We start from the raw sequence: 20,612 nt of genomic DNA, 5'->3' as shown, positions 1-20,612 counted from the left end.
GATTGATTCGGAGGCGTAACGCACGTGCGGCGGATCGTTTCCCGCTCCGCCGCACGCCGACGTCATTTCAATAACTTAGCGGAAGGGCGGCTCATCGAAGGCGCGCAGCTTGCGGCTGTGCAGGCGATCGCCCTCCAGGCGCAACTGCTCGCACGCCTCGATGCCGATCCGCATATGCTCGCTGATCGCCCGTTCGTAGAAGCGATTGGCCTGGCCCGGCAGCTTCAGTTCGCCATGCAGCGGCTTGTCCGACACGCACAGCAACGTCCCGTACGGCACGCGGAAGCGATAGCCCTGTGCCGCGATCGTCGCCGATTCCATGTCGATCCCAACCGCACGGCTGAGCGAGAAGCGCAGCGCCGACGCCGAATAGCGCAATTCCCAATTGCGATCGTCGGTGGTCACGATCGTGCCCGTCCGCAGGCGTCGCTTCAATTCCTCACCCGACTGGCCGGAAATGATCTCGGACGCCTTGGCCAGCGCCTGTTGCACTTCGGCGATCGCCGGCACCGGAATTTCGGGCGGCAGCACGTCGTCGAGCACATGATCGTCGCGCAGATAGGCGTGCGCGAGCACATAGTCGCCGATCCGCTGGCTGGGGCGCAGGCCGCCGCAATGGCCGATCATCAGCCACGCCTCGGGCCGCATCACGGCGAGGTGGTCGCAGATCGTCTTCGCGTTCGACGGCCCCACGCCGATGTTGACCAGCGTGATGCCCGTGCGATCGTCGGCCATCAGGTGATAGGCCGGCATCTGATGCCGCCGCCACGCGCTATCGTTGACCAGCTTGTCGACGTCGCCGGGCTTGTCGATCACGATATTGCCGGCACCCGACAGTGCCGTGAAGCGCGAACCCTCGCCCAGCTGCGACGCACCCCAGCGAACGAATTCATCGACATAGCGGTGATAGTTCGTAAACAATACGAAGCGCTGCGTATGCTCAGATGGCGTCCCCATATAGTGACGCAGCCGCGCCAGGCTGAAATCGGTGCGCAACGCGTCGAACAGCGCCAGCGGACGGCTGCCGCCTTCGGCGATCCACAGACCGTCCGCGATCTCATCGCCGATATGCGCGAGTTCGGTAGCCGGGAAATGCCGCGCCAGCTCGGTCGCCGACACGGTGTCGAGGCTCAGCGCATGACCCGGATCGAGCACATAGGGGAACGGGATTTCCTGCCGCCCCGGCACCGCCTCGACCTCGACGTCATAATCCTCGATCAGCAGCGTCAGCTGTTCGGTCAGATAATCCGCGAACAGCGCGGGCTTGGTGACGCTGATCGTATAGTCGCCGGGCGATACCAGCCGCCCGAACGACCGCGGCGGCGCGGGCCGGTCGCTCGTCGCGGCATAGCGCAGGCGGATGACAGGATAGGCGAACGAGCCGTCGAGCCGGCTTTGCGGCGACGGCGGCGTGCCGTCGGTCAGATAGGTGTTGAGGGCCGCTTGCAGGCGGTCGACGGAAGCGCGGTAGAGGCGGTCGAGTTCGGAAACGATCTGGGAAGCTTTGGTCATCCCCGATGGCTACGCAAAGCCCGTGACGGTGGCAAGTCAGGCGGGACACGCGAGATGTGCGGCAGGCCGCCACGCCCTGCCCCGCCGTCGGTCTCAGCGCATCTGTGCGGTAATCTTGGCGATCTCGCGTGCGACCATCGTCTCGACCATCTCGGGCAGATGCGTGTCGAGCCAGCTGCGCAGCATCGGGCGCAGCATCTCGCGGACCAGCCCCTCCAGCGTGCCGTCGCTCTCCGGCTCGGGCTTGACCAGCAGCTTGCTCAGCGTTTCGAGCGACCCCAGGCTCGCTGCGGCGGCACGCTGGGACAAAATGGGTTCGTCCGACATTGCAGGCTCAACGGGCGCGGGCCGCGGAGGTTGCGCTGGCTGCGGCGCAGGTTCGGGCTCCGGTGCGTAATGGTGGGGCGCGGGCTGCGCGACAGGCTGGGGCGCGGGCTGCGCGACGGGCTGGGGCGCAGGCTGGGCGACCGGCTGCGGCGCGGCGACGCGCGCCATGTCGCGCTCCACGCGCGGCTGTTCTACCCGCGCCGGCTCCATCCGCGAATGCGGCATCGGATCGCTCAGTTCCAGCACCTCTTCGGGTTCCGGCTCGATCGGCTGCGGTGCGGCACGCGCCCGGCGGGCACGCGCCTGCGTCCCCTCGCCTTCTTCGGCGATGATCCGTTTGATCGACGAAAGGATCTCTTCCATCGACGGTTCGGCGCTCATGTCCCCCATTGCCCTCTTGTGTCCCTGCCCCGAGTTCTTACCGCCGTTACTGGCGGTTCGGCGAGGACGCACCTGTGGTTAACGCCGGGCTTCTGTCAACCGGCGTATCGAGCATCGGGTCGAAGTTCCGCGCGACGGTGGCGGTCTGCGCGGGCGTCTGCGCGGTGGACGTGGCGACCGGTTCCGGCTCGCCATCGCCCGCGAAGTCGTTGATCCGGTTGCGCACGCGCTTGTAGTTGAGCACCGGGTCGTACAGCGCGCCGCCCTCCAGTCCCAGATCGCGCGCCTCGGCATGGCCCATCGCCGCCAGCAGCGCGAAGCCCGCGACATAGGCATCGCGCCGCGCACTCACCAATGTCACCTGGCTGTTGAGCAGTTCCTGCTCGGCGTTCAGGATTTCGAGCACGGTGCGCGTGCCGACGCTATTTTCGGCGCGCACGCCCTCCAGGCTCAGCTTGTTGGCGCTGACCGCGGTTTCGGACGAGGCGATCACCTGCTGCGAGGATTGCCACACCGCATAGGCCGATCGCGCCTGCGCGATGACGTTGCGCTCGGTCGCGGTCACCGCCTCCAGCGCCTGGCTGCGCTGCGCTTCCGCCTGCCGCACCTGCGCCGCGGGGCGCCCGCCCTGGAAGATCGGCAGCGAGAATTGCAGCCCGGCGGTCGCGGCCGTGCCGGAGTTGGGCACACCCTGCGCCACCGATGCCGGCGGCAGCGAACCCAGATAGGTGAAATAGGTCCCGCCCGTCACCGCCGACAGCTTGGGCAGGCGGTTCGCGCGCGCGACGTTGATATCGTAGCGCGTCGCATCGGCCTGACGCCGGGCGGCGATCAGATTGGGGTTGAGGTTCAGCGCCTCGCTCACCGCCTCGTTGGGCGATGCGGGCAGCTTGGGCAGCGCCGGCGGCTGTTCCAGCGCGACCGGCGGAGTGCCCACCACCGCGACATAATTCTCGCGACTGGAGATCAGCTGCGCCTCGGCCTGCTGCAATTGCGCGCGGGCGAGCGCCAACCGCGCCTCGGACTGGGCGACGTCGGTGCGGGTCAGATCGCCGACCTGAAAGCGATCCTTGCTCGCCTGCAGGTTGACCTCCAGCACGCGGACATTCTGCTGATTAAGCGACGTGATCGCCTCGTCGCGGATGACGTTCATGTACGCCGCGACGACGTTGGTGAAGGTCGACGCCTCCACACCGCGCAACGTCGCCCGGCCCGCATCGACGCGCGTTTCCGCCGCGCGCACCGCATTCTTCACCGCGCCGCCCTGGAAGAGCGGAACGGAGAGGTTGAGCGCGCCGTTGCCGCTGCGCTCGGGATTGAGGAAGTTGTTGTTCGCCTGCAGGATGTTGTCCGTGACGGAGCCGGTGGCGGCGACACCCGGCAGCCCGCTCGCCCGTGCGATCGGCACATTCTCATCCGTCGCGCGCTGTGCGGCGCGCTGGCCGGTCAACGTGGGGTTCGACGCATAGGCCTTGGCGAGCGCATCGCGCAGTGTCTCTGCCTCCGCCGGCATTGCCGACATCGCCAGTCCGACCAGCGCCACGCTCCCCAACAGCAATCCTCGCATCATCCCCCCACTAACTTATTTTAGAATGTAAATGCCTTAGGCTTTGCAAAGCCCGGCAGCACCACGCAATCGCAATCGAGGAACGGCGACAGGCCGAACCCGCCATCGGTCTTGCGCCCCGTCGCCAGCCGCGTCACGCCGCGATCGACGATGCCGGTGACGACGCGCCCGCCGGTCGCGACCTGATCGACCAGCGTGTCGGGCAGATGCTCTACCGCGCCGTCGACGATCAGCACGTCATACGGCGCACCCGCGGCATGGCCCTGGGCCAGCGCGCCTTCGATTAGCGTGACGCTCGGCGTGCCCGCCAGCGCGTCCTTCGCCAGCCCGACGAGGCCCGCATCCTCTTCGACCGCCACCACCTCGGCCACGATCTGCGCCAGGATCGCGGCGGTATAGCCACCCGCGGCGCCGATCAGCAGTACGCGGTCGCCCTTTTGCAAATAGGCTTCGGTCAGCAGCCGGCCGGTGACCATCGGCAGGTTGATCGCCCGGCCGCCGGCGACCGGCAGCGCCGTATCGCGATAGGCGATGGCGCGCGCCTCGGCGGGCACGAAGGCCTCGCGCGGCAGCGTGTTCATCGCGACCAGCACGCGCTGATCGTTCACCGCATTGGTCCGCAACTGGCTGGCAACCATCGCATGGCGCATCGCCTCCGATGCCGCCGCGTTACCCAGACCGTTATCGATGCTGACGTTCATGATGACCCCTCTCGCACAACCGTATTAGCTGCGCAATACACTTCGTGACAGTCCGGCTTGTATCGCGCGCAATCCGTCGCGCCAAGCGGCGGATGCGTGTGGAGGGCGCAATCGTCCGCGGATGGTCAGCAGGGCCGCAAGGCCGTATGGGCGCGCCATGATCCCGGAACTCTATCACACATTCATCGACTGGATCGGCGACGGCACCGGCCTGCCCGACACCATCCTGCACATCCATGCCGGCATGGCGGTGCTGATGGTCGCGCGCATCGTCACACGGCGATCGCTGGGCAGCTTCGTCCCCTGGTCGTTCGTCGCCGCGGCGGAGGCGTTCAACGAGATCATGGACCGGCTGAATTTCGGGTCATGGCGTTGGGCCGACACGACGTCGGACATCGCCAACACCCTGTTCTGGCCCACGGTGATCTGCCTGGGCATCCGCCTGCGCCCGATGCTGCTGGCGCGCGACGCCGCGCGCGTGAAGATGCCGGACGAGGGCTGAGGCCCCGTCCTCACATCTGATCCCCGCATCTGGAGGCGCGACCGGGAATCGAACCCGGGTGCAAGGATTTGCAGTCCTCTGCGTCACCACTCCGCCATCGCGCCTCGATGCGGGAGGGCGGCTGATGATCGGTTTTCCCCGTGGCGTCAACCGCCGATTGCATCGTTTCCGGTCAACCAGCGATCCAGCATCGCCACCAATGGAACGTCGGCGGGCGGCATCGGCAGATCGCGCATCGCCGCGGGCGTCACCCACGCCAGCTCGGTCGCCTCCAGCGCCTCCGGATCGCCCTGCCAGTGGCGAATCACGTATAAAAGCAGCAGCAAATGCCGCCCGCCCAACGGCGCGCTGGCGAAGGTCAGCGGAACGCAGCCCTCCTGATCGACGACGATGCCGAGCTCCTCGGCCAGTTCGCGCACCAGCGCGGCTTCGGGGCGTTCGCCGGGATCGATCTTGCCACCCGGAAATTCCCACAGGTCCGCCATCTGCTTGCCCGGCGGGCGCCGCTGCAGCAGCACGCGTCCCTCACCATCCAGCATCGCCGCCGCCACGACCGGCAACAGCGTGACGGCCTCGCCGGCGGTATCGTTACACCTGTCGACCATTTCTTAAGCGCTTTCCCCTATCGCCGACGCCATGACAGCGCGTGCGTACCTTCGTCGTCTCGTCCGGCGGCTCGCTCCGGCCCTGCGCAACGCGCGCGGCGCGACGGCGGTCGAATACGGACTGATTCTCGCGCTCGTCGTGCTGGTCATGATCGTCGCGCTGCGCGGGGTCGCGGGCGTCACCGTCAATATGTGGACCAACGTGTCCGACCAGGTCAGCAAGGCTGGCTAACCAGCCGCAGAAATCCGCCGTTTTGAGCAATACCTTAGCCGCTCGTCTTAAACCTTTGGCAACCTCACCCCCGTACACCCGTCCCCGCTGCTCCGGACTTCCGGTTCAGCCGGGTGACTGAAGTTCGAACATGGAGACCGGAATGCTAGCGATTCGTAAGTTCATCAAGAACAGCAAGGGCGCCACCGCCATCGAGTACGGCCTGATCGCCGCGCTGATCGCCGTCGCCGCCATTGCTGCGATGAAGGGCCTGGGCACCAAGCTGACCACGACCTTCAACAACGTCTCGTCGAACATGAGCGCCACCTAAGCGCTACCGTTCGATCGAACGAAACAGGGCGGCGGACCTTACGGGTTCGCCGCCCTTTTCGTTTTGACGAAGGACGCGAGGCGGAAGCCATCGTCCCGCACCGGAAACTGGCCGTGTCTTACAGCCGCCCCATCGCCAGGAACTTCTCGCGCCGCTCGCGCCGCAGCGTGGCGGCATCACGGCCCGACAGCGACGCCAGCGCGTCGCGCAGCGCGTCACCCAGCAGGCGGATCGCCTCGGCGGGATCGCGGTGGGCGCCGCCCAGCGGCTCGGGCACGATCGTGTCGATCACGCCGAAGGTCTTGAGATCCTGCGCCGTCACGCGCATCGCCTCGGCCGCCTCCGCCGCCTTGTCCGCGGTGCGCCACAGGATCGACGCGCAGCCTTCGGGGCTGATCACCGAATAGATGGCATGTTCGAACATCAGCACGCGATTGCCCGCCGCCAGCGCGATCGCGCCGCCCGATCCGCCTTCGCCGACGATCGCAGCGACCACGGGAACGCCCGCGGCCAGGCACGCCTCGGTCGAGCGCGCGATCGCCTCGGCCTGGCCGCGCTCTTCCGCCTCGATGCCGGGGAAGGCGCCCATCGTGTCGACCAGCGTCACCACCGGCAGGCCGAAGCGGTCGGCCATCTCGACCAGCCGGATCGCCTTGCGATAGCCTTCGGGTTTACCCATGCCGAAATTGTGGCGCAGGCGGGTGGCGGTGTCGGAGCCCTTTTCGTGGCCGATCACCATCACCTTCGTGCCGCGGAACGTCGCGAAGCCGCCCATGATCGCCTGGTCGTCGGCAAAGGCCCGGTCGCCGGCCAGCGGCACGAACTCGTCGAACAGCCCGGCGACATAATCCTTGAAATGCGGCCGCTCGGGATGCCGCGCGACCTGCGTCTTCTGCCACGGGGTCAGCTTCGCGAACGTGTCGCGCAGCAGCTTGTCCGACTTGCCCTGCAGCCGCACCAGATCGGCAGCGATGTCCACGGTGCCATCCGCCGCGGTCGCCCGCAGTTCGTCGATCCGGCCCTGCAGTTCGGCAATCGGTTTTTCAAATTCGAGGAAGCTCGCCATAGTGCCGCCGGTTACGGGCCACAGCCCGTCGCGTCAACGCGTGCCGCTGTCGCGCCGTTCGGGGTCGGCCAGCGGGTGGCGCGTGTTGACCAGCGCGACGAGGCGGCTGGCGTCGACATGCGTATAGATTTCGGTCGTCGCGATATCGGCATGGCCCAGCATCGCCTGCAACGCGCGCAAATCCGCACCACCGGCCAGCAGATGCGTCGCAAAGGCATGGCGCAGCACGTGCGGGCTGACCCGATCGGGCGGAATGCCCGCTTCCGCCGCCAGCGCCTTCACCAGTTGATACAAGCGCACCCGCGTCAGATGCCCCTTGCCCGACGGGAACAGCCACGCGCGATCCGGAGCGACATGCATCCGCCACGCCGCCACCGCGGCGCGGGCGCGATCGGATATCGGCACCAGCCGCTCGCGCCCGCCCTTGCCCTTCAGGATGAGGAACGGCCGGTCGGGATGAATGGCATTGCGCGGCAGGCTGACCAGCTCGGTCGCGCGCAGCCCCGATCCGTAGAGCAGCTCGATCAGCGCTGCGAGCCGCAGGTCGGCTTGCGTCGGCGTCGCCGACGCAAGCCGATCGCCGATCACCCCGAACAGCGCGTCGACATCGCCCACGCTCAGAACCTTCGGCAGCGGCCGTGCCGTCCCCGGCCGGGGCAATGCCGCCCCCGGATCGTCCGCGCGATGCCCCTCATCGACCAGAAAGGCATAGAAACGCCGCAACGCCGCCGATTTGCGTGCCACGCTGCTCTTCGCCAACGCGCGCCATGCCTCCGCCAGCCGCTGCAACGCCGCCGCGTCCGCTTCCACCAGCCCGCCGCCCAGCACCTCGGACGCCAGCGACAGGTCGCTGCGATAGGCCGCGATCGTGTTCGCCGCCGCGCCGGCTTCGGCGGCCAGCATCTCGAGGAACCGCTCGATCAGCGCGCGGTCGGTGGCCATGATCCCCGCGATCAGGCCCGCGCCAGCGCCTCGGCCGCGATCATTCGCGCCTCGCCCTCCAGCCCGACGGCGCGCAGCGCGCCGACGATGCGGTAGAGCATCGCAGGCGGCACGCCGTCCCAGCGCGGCGTCTGCATGCCGATCGCGGCGAGCACCACGACCATGCCCTGCTGCCCGTCGGCCGCGGCGCGATCGATCGCGCGCGTCCACGTGTTTTCGGCTCCGATCCGCACGTCCAGCGCCTTCGCCGCCCGCTCGATATCGTCGGCAGACAGCCGCCCCAGGCCGGCGAGGCCCGCAAAGAACAAGCGCTGCTTCAGCGCCGCATCGCCGCGCCCGACGTAAGAGGACAGCTGACGATAGCTCAATTGCCCCGTCATATCCGGATCGGCGAGCGCGATCATCGCCCAGGCGTCACCGCCTTCTTCCACCGCCGGACGCCAGCGCGTCACGGTGCGATCGAGACCCGCGGTCAGCATCGATGCAACGAGGTAGCGTGCATCCGCGACGCCCAGCCGCGCCGGCAGGCGCCCCGCCGCGCGCGCGGTTAGCACCAGTCGCGCATAGGACGGCTCGGCGCCCTTATCGTCCCCGCCCCACAGCCGGCGCATAGCCGCCAGCCGCGTATCCACGTCATTGCCGACATAGGCGGCACGCAGATCGTTCGCCGCCGCCGCGGCACCGCTCGGCATATCGTTCGCGGCATCCACCGCGCCATACAGATCGACCAACGCCGCCGACGATAGCACGCCCTGCCCCGCCGCCGCCTCGGCATAGGGCACCCGGTCGCCCAGCGGCACGCTCGGCGACAGCGCATACCAATAGCGCGCCTGCTGCCCGGTCGTCGCGAACAGCGTATCGGGCACGGTCACGCCGGTCGCAATCGCGAGGCCGAAGCGCCACGCGGTCAGCACGTCGACGCCCGCCCATTCGATCGTCACCGCCTGCCCACCATCGGGACCAGCGCCGACCACCTTCTGCGCCAGCTGATAATCGATGCCGCTCGCGACGTTGCGTCGCTTCGCCGCGGCCAGCAGCGTCTTGGCGCGGCCCGGCTCGGCGGCAAGCGCCGCGCACATCGCCTGCGCCATCGTCCAGCCGCGTTCGTGCGTCGCGGCGAGGCCCGCATCGGCGATCCCGCACAGCTCGCCCGGGTCACCCGTGGCGAGCGCGGTGTTCATCGCGACCTGATATAGTTTCGGCGTGTAGTTCGCATTGTCGACGCTCTGCGCCACGGCCCGCGCCGCGACCGATTCGCCCATGCGCAGCAACAGCCACGCACGCTCGGCGGCAAAGTCCGCGCCATCGACATTCTCGGGCGTGTCGAGCTGCGCTGCCAGCGTCCGCCGCAGCAGGATCGACAGCCAGCGCGACGGCAGCGGCGCTGCCACCCGGCGCATCAACGCCTCGGCAAAGCGCCCGTCCGCGCCCGCAAAGGCATTCGCCTCCAGCCCGCCCTCGCGGACGCCGGCCGGGCCGACGCGGTCGAGCGACCGCCGGGCAAAGGCCGGCATCTCATATTGAGCCAGCACCGACGGATCGATCGTCGCCACCGGGGTTGGCGTCGCGCTAACGACGGGCGTTGGCGTATCGCTGGGCAAGGGCTGGACCATGCCTGCGCCGGCCGCCTGGCCGGACGCCGGTGTGCCGCTCGCGGCGGGAGCGGGCGCGGCAGACGCACCCGTGCGCGCCGGTGTCGGCCGTGCGGCCGGCTGCGACGCCGGCTCGCCGAAGCCCGGCGGCAGGATCGATTCGGGACGCTCCTGCCCGATGGCGGAGGTGAACGCCGGCACCGCCGCGATCGCGATCGCGGTCAGCGCCGCACCCCGGGCCAGCAGGCGGACGCGCGTCCTAGCTGAGGTTGGCAAGCGTCACGGCCTTCTCGACATGGGTCTGCGGCCGTTCGGAGGCCCGACCGGCGAGCAGGAACAGGCCACCGACGATCACCACGAGAACGACGATGACGGAAAGGACGAAGCGGGACATACCGTACCTTGCAACACGTAAACGCAAACCGGAGCTGTTGCCCCGTCCTGACCCGCTGTATAGCGCCGAGACCGATGTTGCAAAGCGCTGTTCCCCCGTCCGACGATCATGCCCCCGCGAAACCGCCACGCGCGATCGTGCTCGTCGGGTTGATGGGGGTCGGCAAGTCGACCGTAGGGCGCCGCCTTGCTGCCCGCCTGCGCCTGCCCTTCGTCGATGCCGATCACGCGATCGAGGAGGCGGCGGGCATGACCGTCGCCGAAATCTTCGAACGCTTCGGCGAGGCCTATTTCCGTGACGGCGAACGCCGCGTCATCGCGCGGCTGATCGACGGCACGCCAAAGGTAATCGCGACCGGCGGCGGGGCCTTCATCAATCCCGATACGCGGGCGCTGATCCTCGAATCGTCGACCGCCATCTGGCTGCACGCCAACCCGGACGTGCTCGCCGAGCGCGTCGGCCGGCGCGACACCCGCCCGCTGCTGCGCGGCAAGAACCCGCGCGCGGTGCTGGCCGAGCTCGCCGCGATCCGCAACCCGATCTATGCCGAGGCGCATATCCACATCACCAGCAACAAGTCGCCGCACGAAACCACGGTCAATGCGATCCTGAAGGCGATCCGTCAGCCGGGGAAGCCGGCATGAGCGCGCGCATCACGGTCGAACTGGGCGACCGCGGCTACCCTATATTGATCGAGGACGGCCTGCTCGCCCGCGCCGCAGAGCATCTGGCCCCGCTCGCCCGCGGCCGCACGATGGCGATCGTCACCGACGACCACGTCCTGCCCCATGCCGATACCGTGCGCGACAGTCTCGCCGCGGCCGGCGTCGCCAGCGAGACGATCGTGCTGCCGCCGGGTGAGGGCACCAAGAGCTGGCCGCACCTCAGCGAGCTGTGCGACCGGCTGCTCAGCCTCGGTGTCGAGCGCGGCGATCATGTCATCGCGATCGGTGGCGGTGTGATCGGCGACCTTGTCGGCTTCGCCTGCGCCATCCTGAAGCGCGGCTGCAATTTCGTGCAAGTGCCCACCACCCTGCTCGCACAGGTCGACAGTTCGGTCGGCGGGAAGACCGCGATAAACACCCCCGCCGGCAAGAACCTCATCGGTGCCTTCCACCAGCCCGCGTTGGTGCTGATCGACCCGACCGTCCTCGACACGCTGCCCGTGCGCGAAGTGCGCGCCGGCTATGCCGAGGTCGTCAAATACGGCCTGATCGACGATCCTGCCTTCTTCACCTGGTGCGAAGCCAATGGCGCCGCTTTGCTCGCCGGCGACGCCGCCGCGCGCCATTATGCCATCGCGCATGCGGTGGCCGCCAAGGCGCGCATCGTCGCCGCCGACGAGCACGAAACCAACGGCACGCGCGCGCTGCTCAACCTCGGTCACACCTTCGGCCATGCGCTGGAGGCGGAAGCCGGTTTCGACGGCAGCCTGATCCATGGCGAGGGCGTCGCCGCCGGCTGCGCGCTCGCCTTCGCCTATTCCACCGCGCACGGCCTGTGCCCGCCCGACGACGCTACCCGCGTCGCCGCGCACATGCGCGCCGTCGGCCTGCCCGATGGCCTCGCCGCCGCCGGCATCGCCGCCAGCGGCGCGCGCCTGGTCGACCATATGCGCCACGACAAGAAGATGGCGGCCGGCACCCTGCCCTTCCTGCTCGCCCGCGGCATCGGGCAAACCTACCTCGACAAGACCGTCGATTTAGCCGACGTCGCGGCGTTCCTCGACCGACAGCCGCGCTGATGCCCAACGGCACCGCCAAGCGCGACCTGCCGACTAAGGTCTGCCCCGCCTGCAACCGCCCCTTCACCTGGCGCAAGAAATGGGCGCGCGACTGGGACAACGTCGTCTACTGCTCCGACGCCTGCCGCAAGAAGCGGTAACGCGGCCCTGGGTCGTCTCACCATCCGCCCCACTTTCACCGTCACCCCGGACTCGTTCCGGGGTCCACCGGGCCGCCAGGGGACGGCAAGAGGCTCAATCCACCCCCCTCGCCGCAGAGTGGACCCCGGAACCAGTCCGGGGTGACAGAGCGTGTGGGGCAACCGCCACCTCACACCCCCACCCGTAAGCCACTTGTCAGCTTCCCCCTCTACCCTCTCCCACACACATCTGGGGGAACGGCACATGGCGCGGCACATCACGGCATCGGCAATCGCCGCCACCCTGCTCGCCGCCACCGCGATCACCCCCGCCGACGCCGCTACCTGCAAGGCCGGTATCCTCGCCAATCTGCCGATTACCATGCAGGGCTGGCGCCCGATCGTGCAGACCACGATCGACGGCAAGCCCGCCCCCTTCATCCTCGACAGCGGCGCCTCGTACAGCATGATGCCCGCGCCCGTCGCCAAGGCGTTCGGCCTCCATCTGCAACCCGCACCCGTCGGTCTGCGCATGAAGGGGATCGGCGGCGAATCGAACGTCGATCTCACGACCGTCCGCCACTTCGGCCTCGCCGGTGCGGATATTCCGCAGGTCCAGTTCCTCGTCGGTGGCACCGACGTCGGCCAGACCGGCCTGCTCGGCCAGAACGTCCTCAGCATCGGCGACGTCGAATACGATCTGCCCGGCGGCGCCGTCCGCCTGTTTCGCGCGCAGGGCTGCGGCAAGCTCGCCATGGCCTATTGGACGCAAGGCAAGCCCTTCTTCGAACTCCCCATCGAAGCGCGCCAGAGCGCCCTATCGCACACCGTGGGCACCACCGAACTGAACGGCGCGAAGCTGCGCACCGTCTTCGACACCGGCGCCGCGCAGACCGTACTGACGCTGAAAGCCGCCGCGCGCGCGGGCGTCCACCCCGGTGATCCGGGCGTCGAGGCGTCGGGCTGGGAAACCGGCATCGGCCGCCACGTCACCCAAGGATGGATTGGCCATTTCGCGCTGCTGAAGATCGGCAACGAGGAATTGCACAACATCCGCCTTCATTTCGCGGATCTCGGCCCGTCATTCGACAACGACATGCTGCTCGGCGCCGACTGGTTCGTCTCGCACCGGCTGTACGTGTCGAACGCGCAGCACCGCATCTATTTCACCTATACCGGCGGCCGGCTGTTCGACACCAAATCGCACATCGATGCGGCCAGCCAGATCGCCGCGGTCGGCGGCGTCGACGCCGCTGCGCCGACGACGGCAGAGGGCTATAGCCAGCGCGGCGCGATGCTTCAGACGCAGCATGACCTGTCGGGCGCGATCGACGCCTTCAGCCACGCGGTCACGCTCGCGCCCAAGGAAGCGCGCTACGTTCGCCAGCGCGCGCTCGCCTATATCGCCGATCGCCGCCCCGTGCTGGCGATGGACGATCTGGGCACGACGCTCGTGCTCGATCCCACCGACGTTCGCGCCCGCTTGCTGCGCGCCGAGCTCAGGATGCGCGCGCGTAACGACGCCGGCGCGATCAGCGACCTCGACGATGCCGCCGGCCGCCTGCCCAAGGAGGACAATCAGCGGCTCTGGATGGGGCAGCTCTACCTCGAATCCGACGCCTTCGACGCGGCGATCGGCCAATACGACCTGTGGCTCGCCAGCCATCGCGAGGACGCCCGCCGACCCGAAGCACAGAACGGCCGCTGCTGGGCACGCCTGTTGCCGAACAAGGATATCGATGCTGCGAAGGCCGACTGTGCCGCCGCGGTGCGCGCCGTTCCGACCGACGCCAATTACCTCGACGGCCGCGGCCTCGTCGCCTTCCGCCAGGGTGCCTATGCCGACGCGGTGGCGGACTTCACCGCGGCGCTGGCGATCAATCCCAAACTGGTCTGGGCGCTGTACGGCCGCGGCCTCGCCGAACGCCATCTCGGCCGCACCGCCGACGGCGATCGCGACATCGCCACGGCGCAGGGTTTGAGCAAGACGATCGCCGCACGGGCGAAACGCTACGGGTTCGTCTGAAACCCGCCACCCTAAGCCCCCCGCAACCCCCAGGCGAACCACAACCACCCGATAATCAGCAGCGTGCCGCCAATCGGCGTCACCGCCCCCAGCCAGCGCGGCGCGCCCAGCGCCATCAGGTACAGCGTGCCTGCAAAGATCGCCGATCCCGCCACGAACAGCCACGCCGGCCCGCGCGCCTCGAACCGCAGCGCCACCAGCGCCGCCACCGCATGGATCAGCTGATACTGCCCCCCGGTCTTCAACCACTCGACCGCCGGGCCGCTCGCGCCATGCGCCCCGAACGCGCCGGCAGCGACGGCGATCGCGCCAGACAGCGCGGCAAGCAGGCCAAGGATCATCGCGGGTCATTCCCCCAGGGTTGCTGTTCGGCGACCAGCGCCCGCGCCGCGCGCAGGTCGCCCGCCTCGATCTGGATGCGCAGCCGTTCCTTGTCACGGCTGCGGTACATATCCTCGGCGCGATCGATATCCGCCTGCCCGATGCCCAGGTCGCGCATCGCGACCCGCGCCATCTTGATCGCCGACTCCAGCACCTCGCGCACGACGTACACCGCCGAACTCTTCTTCAGCCGCACCAGCGCCCGCCGGTCGAATGCGCGGACGTAGATCGCCGCTTCCGGGAAGGCTTCGTGGATGCCCTCCAGCATCTCCGCATCGATCTGGTCGCCGTCCATGCAGAACAGGATCAGCTCCGCCTCCGCCGCGCCCGCCTGCCGCAACAGGTCGATCCGCGTGCCATCGCCATAATAGACCTTGGCGCCGAACTCGCCCGCGATGTCGATCATCTCGATATCGGTGTCGATCAGCGTGACGGGGATGTCCTGCGCCAGCAGCATCTGCCCCACCGTCTGCCCGAAGCGCCCATAGCCGACGATGATCGCATTGGCGCCGTCCGCCGTCGGGCCGTCGCGCGGTTCGTCCTTGGCGATCGGCTCCTCGCGGAACCGCTTGGTCGCCGCCATCAGGAACGGCGTCGTCGCCATCGACAGCGTGATGATCGCGCCGAACAGGCTCGCCGCCTCGGGTGCGATCAGGAAGCCCGATTGCGCCTGCGCGAACAGCACGAAGCCGAACTCGCCGCCCTGGCTCAGCAGCAGTCCCAGCGCCAGCGCGCTGCGCCACGTCATCTTGAACGCCATGCCGATGCCGGTGATGACCGCCGTCTTGGTGACGATCAGCGCCGCCGCCATCGCCGCGACGAACAGCGGCCGCTCGGCGATCGCCTGCAGGTCCAGCATCATGCCCACGGCCAGGAAGAACAGGCCGAGCAGGATCGACCGGAACGGCTCGACGTCCGCCTCCAGCTCGTGCCGGTACGGGCTGTCCGCCAGCATCACGCCCGCGATGAACGCGCCCAGCGCCGTGGACAGGCCCAGCGCCTCCATCAGCGCGGCGCTGGCGATGACGGTGAACAGCGCCGCGAACACGAACATCTCGCGCTCGCCCAGATTGCCGATCAGCCGGAACAGCGGCCGCAGCAGGAACCGACCCGACAGGATCAGCCCGACCACCGCCCCGACCGTGTACAGCGCCAGCAGCCACCCCGGCGGCCCGCCCGCATCGGCGGGGTTGCGGCTCATCGCCGCGACGATCGTGATCAGCGGCACGATCGACAGGTCCTGGAACAGCAGGATCGAAAACGCTCGCTCGCCGAACGGCGTGCGCAGCCGCCCCGACGATTGCAGCATGGGCAGCACCTGCGCCGTCGACGACAGCGCCAGCGGCAGGCCCAGCGCCAGTGATGCGGGGACGGAGAAATGCGCGAACGCCCAGATCACACCGGTGACGGCAAGACCGCAGGCGACGACCTGCAACAGGCCCAGCCCGAAAATCTCCTGCTTCATCCGCCATAGCCGCGACGGGTTCAGCTCCAGCCCCACGACGAACAGCAGCAGCGTGATGCCGAGTTCGGCGATCCCCATCTTCGATTCGGCATCGCCCACGAGGCCCAGCACATGCGGCCCGACGACCGCGCCCGCGACCAGGAAGCCCAGCGTCGCACCCAGGCCGATCCGCCGGAACAGCAGCACGAACCCCAGGCCGAAGCCCAGCAGGATCATCCCGTCGCGCAGCATCGACACGCCCTCTGCCGCCTCATGCATCGGCCGTCTCCGCGCGCGCCGCGAACGCGGCCTCCGCCGCCGCCTCGAACGCCAGCCGGATCGAGGGGTGCCGCGCGGTATAGTCCAGTGCCGGCGTGAACACGTCGATCCCCGGCCAATTAGGCGTATCCCCCTCCCGCGCCAGCCACGCGGTCAGCGCATCGCGCGCCGCGGCCAGCTCCTCGGGAGTCTTGCCGACGATGTCCGCCGCCAGTAGCGACGACGATGCCTGCCCCAGCGCGCAGGCGCGTACCAGCAGCCCGACCTCCGCCACTCGGCCGTCATCGCCCAGCCCCACGTCCACCGTCACCCGGCTGCCACAGATCGGCGATCGCTTTTCCACGGTCGCCTGCGCATGCGCCAGCCGCTCATGGTGCGGGATCGACGCCGCCAGCCGCAGGATTTCGGCATTGTACAAGGGGGCGTTCATCGCGCGTCACTTCCATTGTCGGGCTGGCCCGCCTCGCGATCCAGCATCGCGCGCGAACCGAACACGGGCAGCCCGCGACGGCGGCGATCGACGAAATCGGCGATCCCCGCGCTCGTCGCGTTGAGCAGATTGTAGCATTTCGACTGGGTCATCCAGTCCGGCCGCCGCGCCGGCCCGCCACGCGCGGTATCGACCAGCAACGCCGCGAGCAGAAAGGCGAGGCTCGCGAGGATCAGCCCCTTCAGCGCGCCGAAGCCGAAGCCAAGCGCCCGATCGACCGGCCCCAGGATCGACGTGCGCGTCCGCTTGCCAATCGCATTGGCGACCAGCTTGCCGCCCAGATAGGTGCCGCCCGCGATGATCGCGAACGCCGCCACTGCCGCGCCCGACGGCGTTCCGACCGTCCCCGCCAGCTTGGCCGCGAGCGCGACGTGGAACAGCTTCAGCATCGCGACGATCGCCACCCAGGCGAACATCGACAACACCTCCGCGACGAACCCCCGCCGCGCACCGAGCAGCGCCGCGCCCCCGACGAGCAGCAGGACGATGATATCGAGTGCGGTAAGACCCATAGACCCCCGGGAATAAGGACGCCGGACGCCCGCGGCTAGTCCTGCATCGGACGAACTGCGATACGCGGCGGAGAACGTGACGCCGCTACGCCGCTAGCGCCGTCCCTGACGTTTTATCGCTGCCCTACCCAACTGCCACGACACGCGTTTGGCGCCCAGCGTTTGCCGCCCCGCCTTCCCCACCCACCGCCGTCATTCCCGCGCAGCGGGAATCCAGACGCGCTACCGTTAGCGAAAGAACCGCAACGTCAGAGGTTATGGATTCCCGCCTACGCGGGAATGACGGCGGTAACGGGACGACGACAGAAGCGGTAACGGGACGAACGGGACGAACGGGGCGACGAACAAACCTCACCTACAGCCGAAAACCCGCCGAAGCCCCTCACCCCCGCCCCAGCATATGATCCACGAACTGCCCCAGCGTCCGGAACCCCGTCAGCCGCAGCGCGCTGTCGTCCTTGGCCAGCGCGATCGGCAACATCGCGCGTTCGAAGCCGAGCTTCCCCGCCTCCTTCAGCCGCAACGCGCCATGTGCCACCGGGCGCAGCTCGCCTGACAGCGCGACCTCGCCGAACGCCACCGCATCGACCGGCATCGGCCGCTCCGACAGCGCCGACACCAGCGCCGCCGCGACCGCCATGTCCGCCGCCGGATCCTGCACGCGATAGCCGCCCGCGATGTTCAGATAGACTTCCGCCGTCGCGAAGCTGAGGCCACACCGCGCCTCCAGCACCGCCAGGATCATCGCCAACCGCCCGCTGTCCCAGCCGACCACCGCGCGCCGCGGCGTCGCGCCGCTGGCGAGGCGCACCACCAGCGCCTGGATCTCGACCAGCACCGGCCGCGTCCCCTCCAGCGCCGGAAACACGGTCGTCCCGCTCACCCCCTCGTCGCGTTGCGTCAGGAACAGCGCCGACGGATTGGCGACTTCGGCCAGCCCCTCGCTCTGCATCGAGAACACGCCGATCTCATCCGTCCCGCCGAAGCGGTTCTTGATCGACCGCAGGATGCGATACTGGTGGCTGCGTTCGCCTTCGAAGCTCAGCACCGTGTCGACCATATGTTCCAGCACGCGTGGCCCCGCGATCGACCCATCCTTGGTCACGTGGCCGACGAGCACCAACGCGGTCCCGCGTTCCTTGGCGAAGCGGATCAGCTCCTGCGCCGAGGCGCGCACCTGGCTCACCGTGCCCGGCGCGCCCTCGATCAGGTCGCTGTGCATCGTCTGGATCGAATCGATCACCAGCAGCGCCGGCGGCGCGCCGATCGACAGCGTCGTCAGGATATCGCGCACCGAGGTCGCCGCGGCGAGCTGCACCGGCGCGCTTCCCAGCCCTAGCCGCCGCGCACGCAGCCGCACCTGATCCGCCGCTTCCTCGCCCGACACATAGGCGACCGACCGCCCGGCGAGCGCGAACTTCGCCGCCGCCTGTAGCAGCAGCGTCGACTTGCCGATCCCCGGGTCGCCACCGATCAGCGTTGCCGAGCCTTCGACGAAGCCGCCGCCCAGCGCCCGGTCCAGCTCGGCGACTCCCGTCGCCATCCGTTCGGGCAGCGCGATCTCGGCATCCAGCCCGACCAGCTGCACCGTCCGCCCGCCGGTGTGCAGATTATGCTTGGCCTGGAACGGCGTAACGACCGCGCCCGCCTCTTCGACCAGCGTGTTCCATTCGGCGCAATCGCCGCACTGCCCCGACCAGCGATGCGACACCGATCCGCACGCCTGGCACACATATCGTTTCTGCGGTTTCGCCATGGCGAAGCGTTTAGCGGAATGAGAACGGGAAGGGAACAGATTTCGGGCTATCGGCAACCCCTAATCCCCCGTCACCCCGGACTTGTTCCGGGGTCCACCGGGCGGCAGGGGGACGGCTGGAGGCTCGGGACTCCCCCATGCGGAGGAGTGGACCCCGGAACCAGTCCGGGGTGACGGCGTGGATGAGACAACCACCCCCAAGCGACATAGTCACGCCGCAATCGCAACGCTATGGCCGACGCCATCATGCACCCGTCGGACCTTCGTGTCGCGCTCTTCAGCGGCAATTACAATTACACCCGCGACGGCGCCAACCAGGCGCTGAACCTGCTCGTGCGCCACCTACTCGACCGCGGCGTGCACGTCCGCGTCTATTCGCCGACGATCGATCCGCCCGCCTTCCCGCCCACCGGAGACCTGGTGTCGGTGCCGGCGATCCCGATGCCCGGTGGCCGCGCCGAATATCGCCTGGGCCGCTATCTGCCCAAGGCGACGCGCGAGGATTTGGAGGCGTTCGCGCCCAACATCGTCCACGTCTCCGCGCCCGAATTCCTCAACCACGGCGCGGTCACCTGGGCGCGCCGGCACGGCGTGCCCTCGGTCGCGTCGTTCCACACGCGCTTCGAAACCTATTTTCGCTATTATCGGATCGGCTTCATCGAACCGATGATCAAGGCGATCATGACGCGCTTCTACAACCGCGTCGATCGCGTCATGCCGCCCAGCCCCAGCATGGGCGAAGCGCTCCGCGAATGGGGCGTCACCACGCCGATCACTATCTGGTCGCGCGGCATTGATCACGATCGCTTCAAGCCGGACCGGCGCGATTGCGCCTGGCGCCGCAGCCTCGGCATCGCCGATCATGAGGTCGCGATCGGCTTCCTCGGCCGGCTGGTGAAGGAAAAGGGGCTCGACGTCTTTGCCGAGGTGGTGAAAGAGCTCACCCGCCGCGGCGTGGCGCACAAGGTGCTCGTCGTCGGCAAGGGCCCGGCGGAAGATTGGTTCGCGCAACAGGCCCCGCACGCCATCTTCGCGGGCTTCCAGTCGGGCGACGACCTCGGCCGCGCGGTCGCGTCGATGGACGTCTTCTTCAACCCCTCGATCACCGAAACCTTCGGCAACGTCACCACCGAAGCCATGGCCGCCGGCGTTCCCGTCGTCGCCGCGCGCGCGACGGGCGCGGTCGATCTGGTGGAGGACGGCGTCACCGGCTTCCTCGTCGATCCAAAGGACATTGCGGGCTATGCCGACGCCATCGAACGCATCGTTGCCGACCCCGCGCTGAAAGCCAGCATGGGCGAAGCCGGCCACGCCAAGGCCGAGCAATATCGCTGGGAAACGGCGAACCAGGCGGTGCTCGACACGTACCTGGAACTGCACGACGGACCGCACGCCGGTCGCTAGACGGCGCATCCCGTCGCAGCTCTTGTCGTGTCCTGGCGGGCGGATGCGTTGAAGGGGCCCCTACGCCAACCCCGGCAAACCCGTCACCCCGGACTTGTTCCGGGGTCCACTCCGCGGCGAGGGGAACGGCCGGAGTTTCTATCGCCCCCCTGCGGCCCGGTGGACCCCGGACCAAGTCCGGGGTGACGAATCTCGCGTGCCGGCAGCAATGCCCCCCCCCTCAAAGGCCCTACCAACGCCGTCACACGATCCGCGCCCCCAACCCACATACGTCATTCCCGCGAAGGCGGGAATCCAAACACGCTAACGTCTGCGATGGAAGCGAA

General features: G+C 68.6%; 22 protein-coding genes and 1 tRNA gene. 8 read left to right on the top strand and 15 right to left on the bottom strand.

Annotated elements, in window-relative coordinates:
• Positions 1–75: 75 nt before the first annotated feature.
• The 4 genes from GGR47_RS13720 to GGR47_RS13705 all read right to left on the bottom strand — a co-directional run bounded on the left by GGR47_RS13720 (position 76) and on the right by GGR47_RS13705 (position 4,488).
• On the bottom strand, positions 76–1,512 hold the full coding sequence (locus GGR47_RS13720) for an AMP nucleosidase (protein WP_017978671.1): 1,437 nt from the start codon (positions 1,510–1,512) through the stop codon (positions 76–78).
• Between the two features lie 93 nt (positions 1,513–1,605).
• Entirely contained in the window at positions 1,606–2,229 is a 624-nt protein-coding gene (locus GGR47_RS13715; RefSeq protein WP_420877042.1) for a DUF2497 domain-containing protein, read from the bottom strand.
• Between the two features lie 37 nt (positions 2,230–2,266).
• A complete protein-coding gene (locus tag GGR47_RS13710; RefSeq protein WP_183949560.1) occupies positions 2,267–3,790 on the bottom strand; it encodes a TolC family outer membrane protein in 1,524 nt (507 codons plus the stop codon).
• Positions 3,791–3,807: 17 nt separating this feature from the next.
• Positions 3,808–4,488 carry a protein-L-isoaspartate O-methyltransferase family protein gene (locus tag GGR47_RS13705; protein WP_147037308.1) on the bottom strand — a complete coding sequence of 227 codons (681 nt, stop codon included), beginning with the start codon at positions 4,486–4,488 and terminating at the stop codon, positions 3,808–3,810.
• Between the two features lie 157 nt (positions 4,489–4,645).
• On the opposite strand from GGR47_RS13705, the gene GGR47_RS13700 reads away from it, so the two are divergent.
• Positions 4,646–4,990 carry a hypothetical protein gene (locus tag GGR47_RS13700; RefSeq protein WP_017978667.1) on the top strand — a complete coding sequence of 115 codons (345 nt, stop codon included), beginning with the start codon at positions 4,646–4,648 and terminating at the stop codon, positions 4,988–4,990.
• Between the two features lie 30 nt (positions 4,991–5,020).
• Here the strand turns inward: GGR47_RS13700 and GGR47_RS13695 are convergent.
• Together GGR47_RS13695 and GGR47_RS13690 are read right to left on the bottom strand one after the other, a co-directional pair.
• Positions 5,021–5,094, bottom strand: a tRNA-Cys gene (locus tag GGR47_RS13695).
• 42 nt (positions 5,095–5,136) lie between these two features.
• The gene (locus GGR47_RS13690; RefSeq protein WP_147037307.1) at positions 5,137–5,595 is read right to left on the bottom strand and encodes a (deoxy)nucleoside triphosphate pyrophosphohydrolase; all 459 of its coding nucleotides are present in this window, start codon (positions 5,593–5,595) and stop codon (positions 5,137–5,139) included.
• A gap of 31 nt (positions 5,596–5,626) precedes the next feature.
• Here GGR47_RS13690 and GGR47_RS13685 point away from each other — a divergent pair, with 31 nt between their 5' ends.
• On the top strand, positions 5,627–5,827 hold the full coding sequence (locus GGR47_RS13685) for a Flp family type IVb pilin (RefSeq protein WP_017978665.1): 201 nt from the start codon (positions 5,627–5,629) through the stop codon (positions 5,825–5,827).
• Between the two features lie 142 nt (positions 5,828–5,969).
• Positions 5,970–6,137: a Flp family type IVb pilin gene (locus tag GGR47_RS13680; RefSeq protein WP_018250824.1), complete on the top strand. Its 168-nt coding sequence runs from the start codon at positions 5,970–5,972 to the stop codon at positions 6,135–6,137.
• 118 nt (positions 6,138–6,255) lie between these two features.
• On the opposite strand, the gene GGR47_RS13675 is transcribed toward GGR47_RS13680, so the two are convergent.
• The 4 genes from GGR47_RS13675 to GGR47_RS19300 all read right to left on the bottom strand — a co-directional run bounded on the left by GGR47_RS13675 (position 6,256) and on the right by GGR47_RS19300 (position 10,131).
• Positions 6,256–7,203, bottom strand: coding sequence for an acetyl-CoA carboxylase carboxyltransferase subunit alpha (locus GGR47_RS13675; RefSeq protein ID WP_063688953.1), 948 nt, complete (start codon positions 7,201–7,203; stop codon positions 6,256–6,258).
• 33 nt (positions 7,204–7,236) lie between these two features.
• A complete protein-coding gene (locus GGR47_RS13670; RefSeq protein WP_183949559.1) occupies positions 7,237–8,145 on the bottom strand; it encodes a tyrosine recombinase in 909 nt (302 codons plus the stop codon).
• An 11-nt stretch (positions 8,146–8,156) separates the two neighbouring features.
• A complete protein-coding gene (locus tag GGR47_RS13665; protein WP_246343061.1) occupies positions 8,157–9,758 on the bottom strand; it encodes a hypothetical protein in 1,602 nt (533 codons plus the stop codon).
• Positions 9,759–9,996: 238 nt separating this feature from the next.
• Positions 9,997–10,131, bottom strand: a complete 135-nt coding sequence (locus tag GGR47_RS19300) for a hypothetical protein (protein ID WP_018250826.1) — start codon at positions 10,129–10,131, stop codon at positions 9,997–9,999.
• Between the two features lie 74 nt (positions 10,132–10,205).
• Between GGR47_RS19300 and GGR47_RS13660 the strand changes: the two genes are divergently transcribed.
• From GGR47_RS13660 to GGR47_RS13645, 4 genes are all read left to right on the top strand, one after another.
• Positions 10,206–10,775 (top strand): shikimate kinase, encoded by a 570-nt coding sequence (locus tag GGR47_RS13660; RefSeq protein ID WP_147037362.1) that lies wholly within the window; start codon positions 10,206–10,208, stop codon positions 10,773–10,775.
• Positions 10,772–11,875 carry a 3-dehydroquinate synthase gene (gene aroB / locus GGR47_RS13655; protein WP_147037361.1) on the top strand — a complete coding sequence of 368 codons (1,104 nt, stop codon included), beginning with the start codon at positions 10,772–10,774 and terminating at the stop codon, positions 11,873–11,875. Before GGR47_RS13660 ends, aroB begins: the two co-directional genes overlap by 4 nt.
• Positions 11,875–12,015, top strand: coding sequence for a DUF2256 domain-containing protein (locus tag GGR47_RS13650; protein ID WP_017978657.1), 141 nt, complete (start codon positions 11,875–11,877; stop codon positions 12,013–12,015). The genes aroB and GGR47_RS13650 overlap by 1 nt, the downstream gene beginning before the upstream one ends.
• Positions 12,016–12,259: 244 nt before the next feature.
• On the top strand, positions 12,260–14,020 hold the full coding sequence (locus tag GGR47_RS13645) for a retroviral-like aspartic protease family protein (protein ID WP_183949557.1): 1,761 nt from the start codon (positions 12,260–12,262) through the stop codon (positions 14,018–14,020).
• 11 nt (positions 14,021–14,031) lie between these two features.
• On the opposite strand, the gene GGR47_RS13640 is transcribed toward GGR47_RS13645, so the two are convergent.
• The 5 genes from GGR47_RS13640 to radA form a co-directional block, all read right to left on the bottom strand.
• Positions 14,032–14,361, bottom strand: a complete 330-nt coding sequence (locus tag GGR47_RS13640) for a DUF423 domain-containing protein (RefSeq protein WP_017978655.1) — start codon at positions 14,359–14,361, stop codon at positions 14,032–14,034.
• Positions 14,358–16,124, bottom strand: a complete 1,767-nt coding sequence (locus GGR47_RS13635; RefSeq protein WP_147036523.1) for a cation:proton antiporter domain-containing protein — start codon at positions 16,122–16,124, stop codon at positions 14,358–14,360. Before GGR47_RS13635 ends, GGR47_RS13640 begins: the two co-directional genes overlap by 4 nt.
• A complete protein-coding gene (locus tag GGR47_RS13630; protein ID WP_147036522.1) occupies positions 16,117–16,554 on the bottom strand; it encodes an iron-sulfur cluster assembly scaffold protein in 438 nt (145 codons plus the stop codon). The genes GGR47_RS13635 and GGR47_RS13630 overlap by 8 nt, the downstream gene beginning before the upstream one ends.
• Complete coding sequence (locus GGR47_RS13625; protein WP_063688930.1) at positions 16,551–17,126, bottom strand: CvpA family protein; 576 nt, start codon at positions 17,124–17,126, stop codon at positions 16,551–16,553. Before GGR47_RS13625 ends, GGR47_RS13630 begins: the two co-directional genes overlap by 4 nt.
• Before the next feature lie 382 nt (positions 17,127–17,508).
• Positions 17,509–18,882: a DNA repair protein RadA gene (radA, locus tag GGR47_RS13620; RefSeq protein WP_147036521.1), complete on the bottom strand. Its 1,374-nt coding sequence runs from the start codon at positions 18,880–18,882 to the stop codon at positions 17,509–17,511.
• 246 nt (positions 18,883–19,128) lie between these two features.
• Here radA and GGR47_RS13615 point away from each other — a divergent pair, with 246 nt between their 5' ends.
• On the top strand, positions 19,129–20,286 hold the full coding sequence (locus GGR47_RS13615) for a glycosyltransferase family 4 protein (protein WP_183949567.1): 1,158 nt from the start codon (positions 19,129–19,131) through the stop codon (positions 20,284–20,286).
• Positions 20,287–20,612 lie beyond the last annotated feature (326 nt).

Source organism: Sphingomonas aquatilis, from assembly GCF_014196115.1.
Lineage (GTDB): Bacteria > Pseudomonadota > Alphaproteobacteria > Sphingomonadales > Sphingomonadaceae > Sphingomonas > Sphingomonas aquatilis.
Note: the sequence above shows the minus strand (reverse complement) of the source record. Positions and strands in the feature narration are given on the sequence as shown.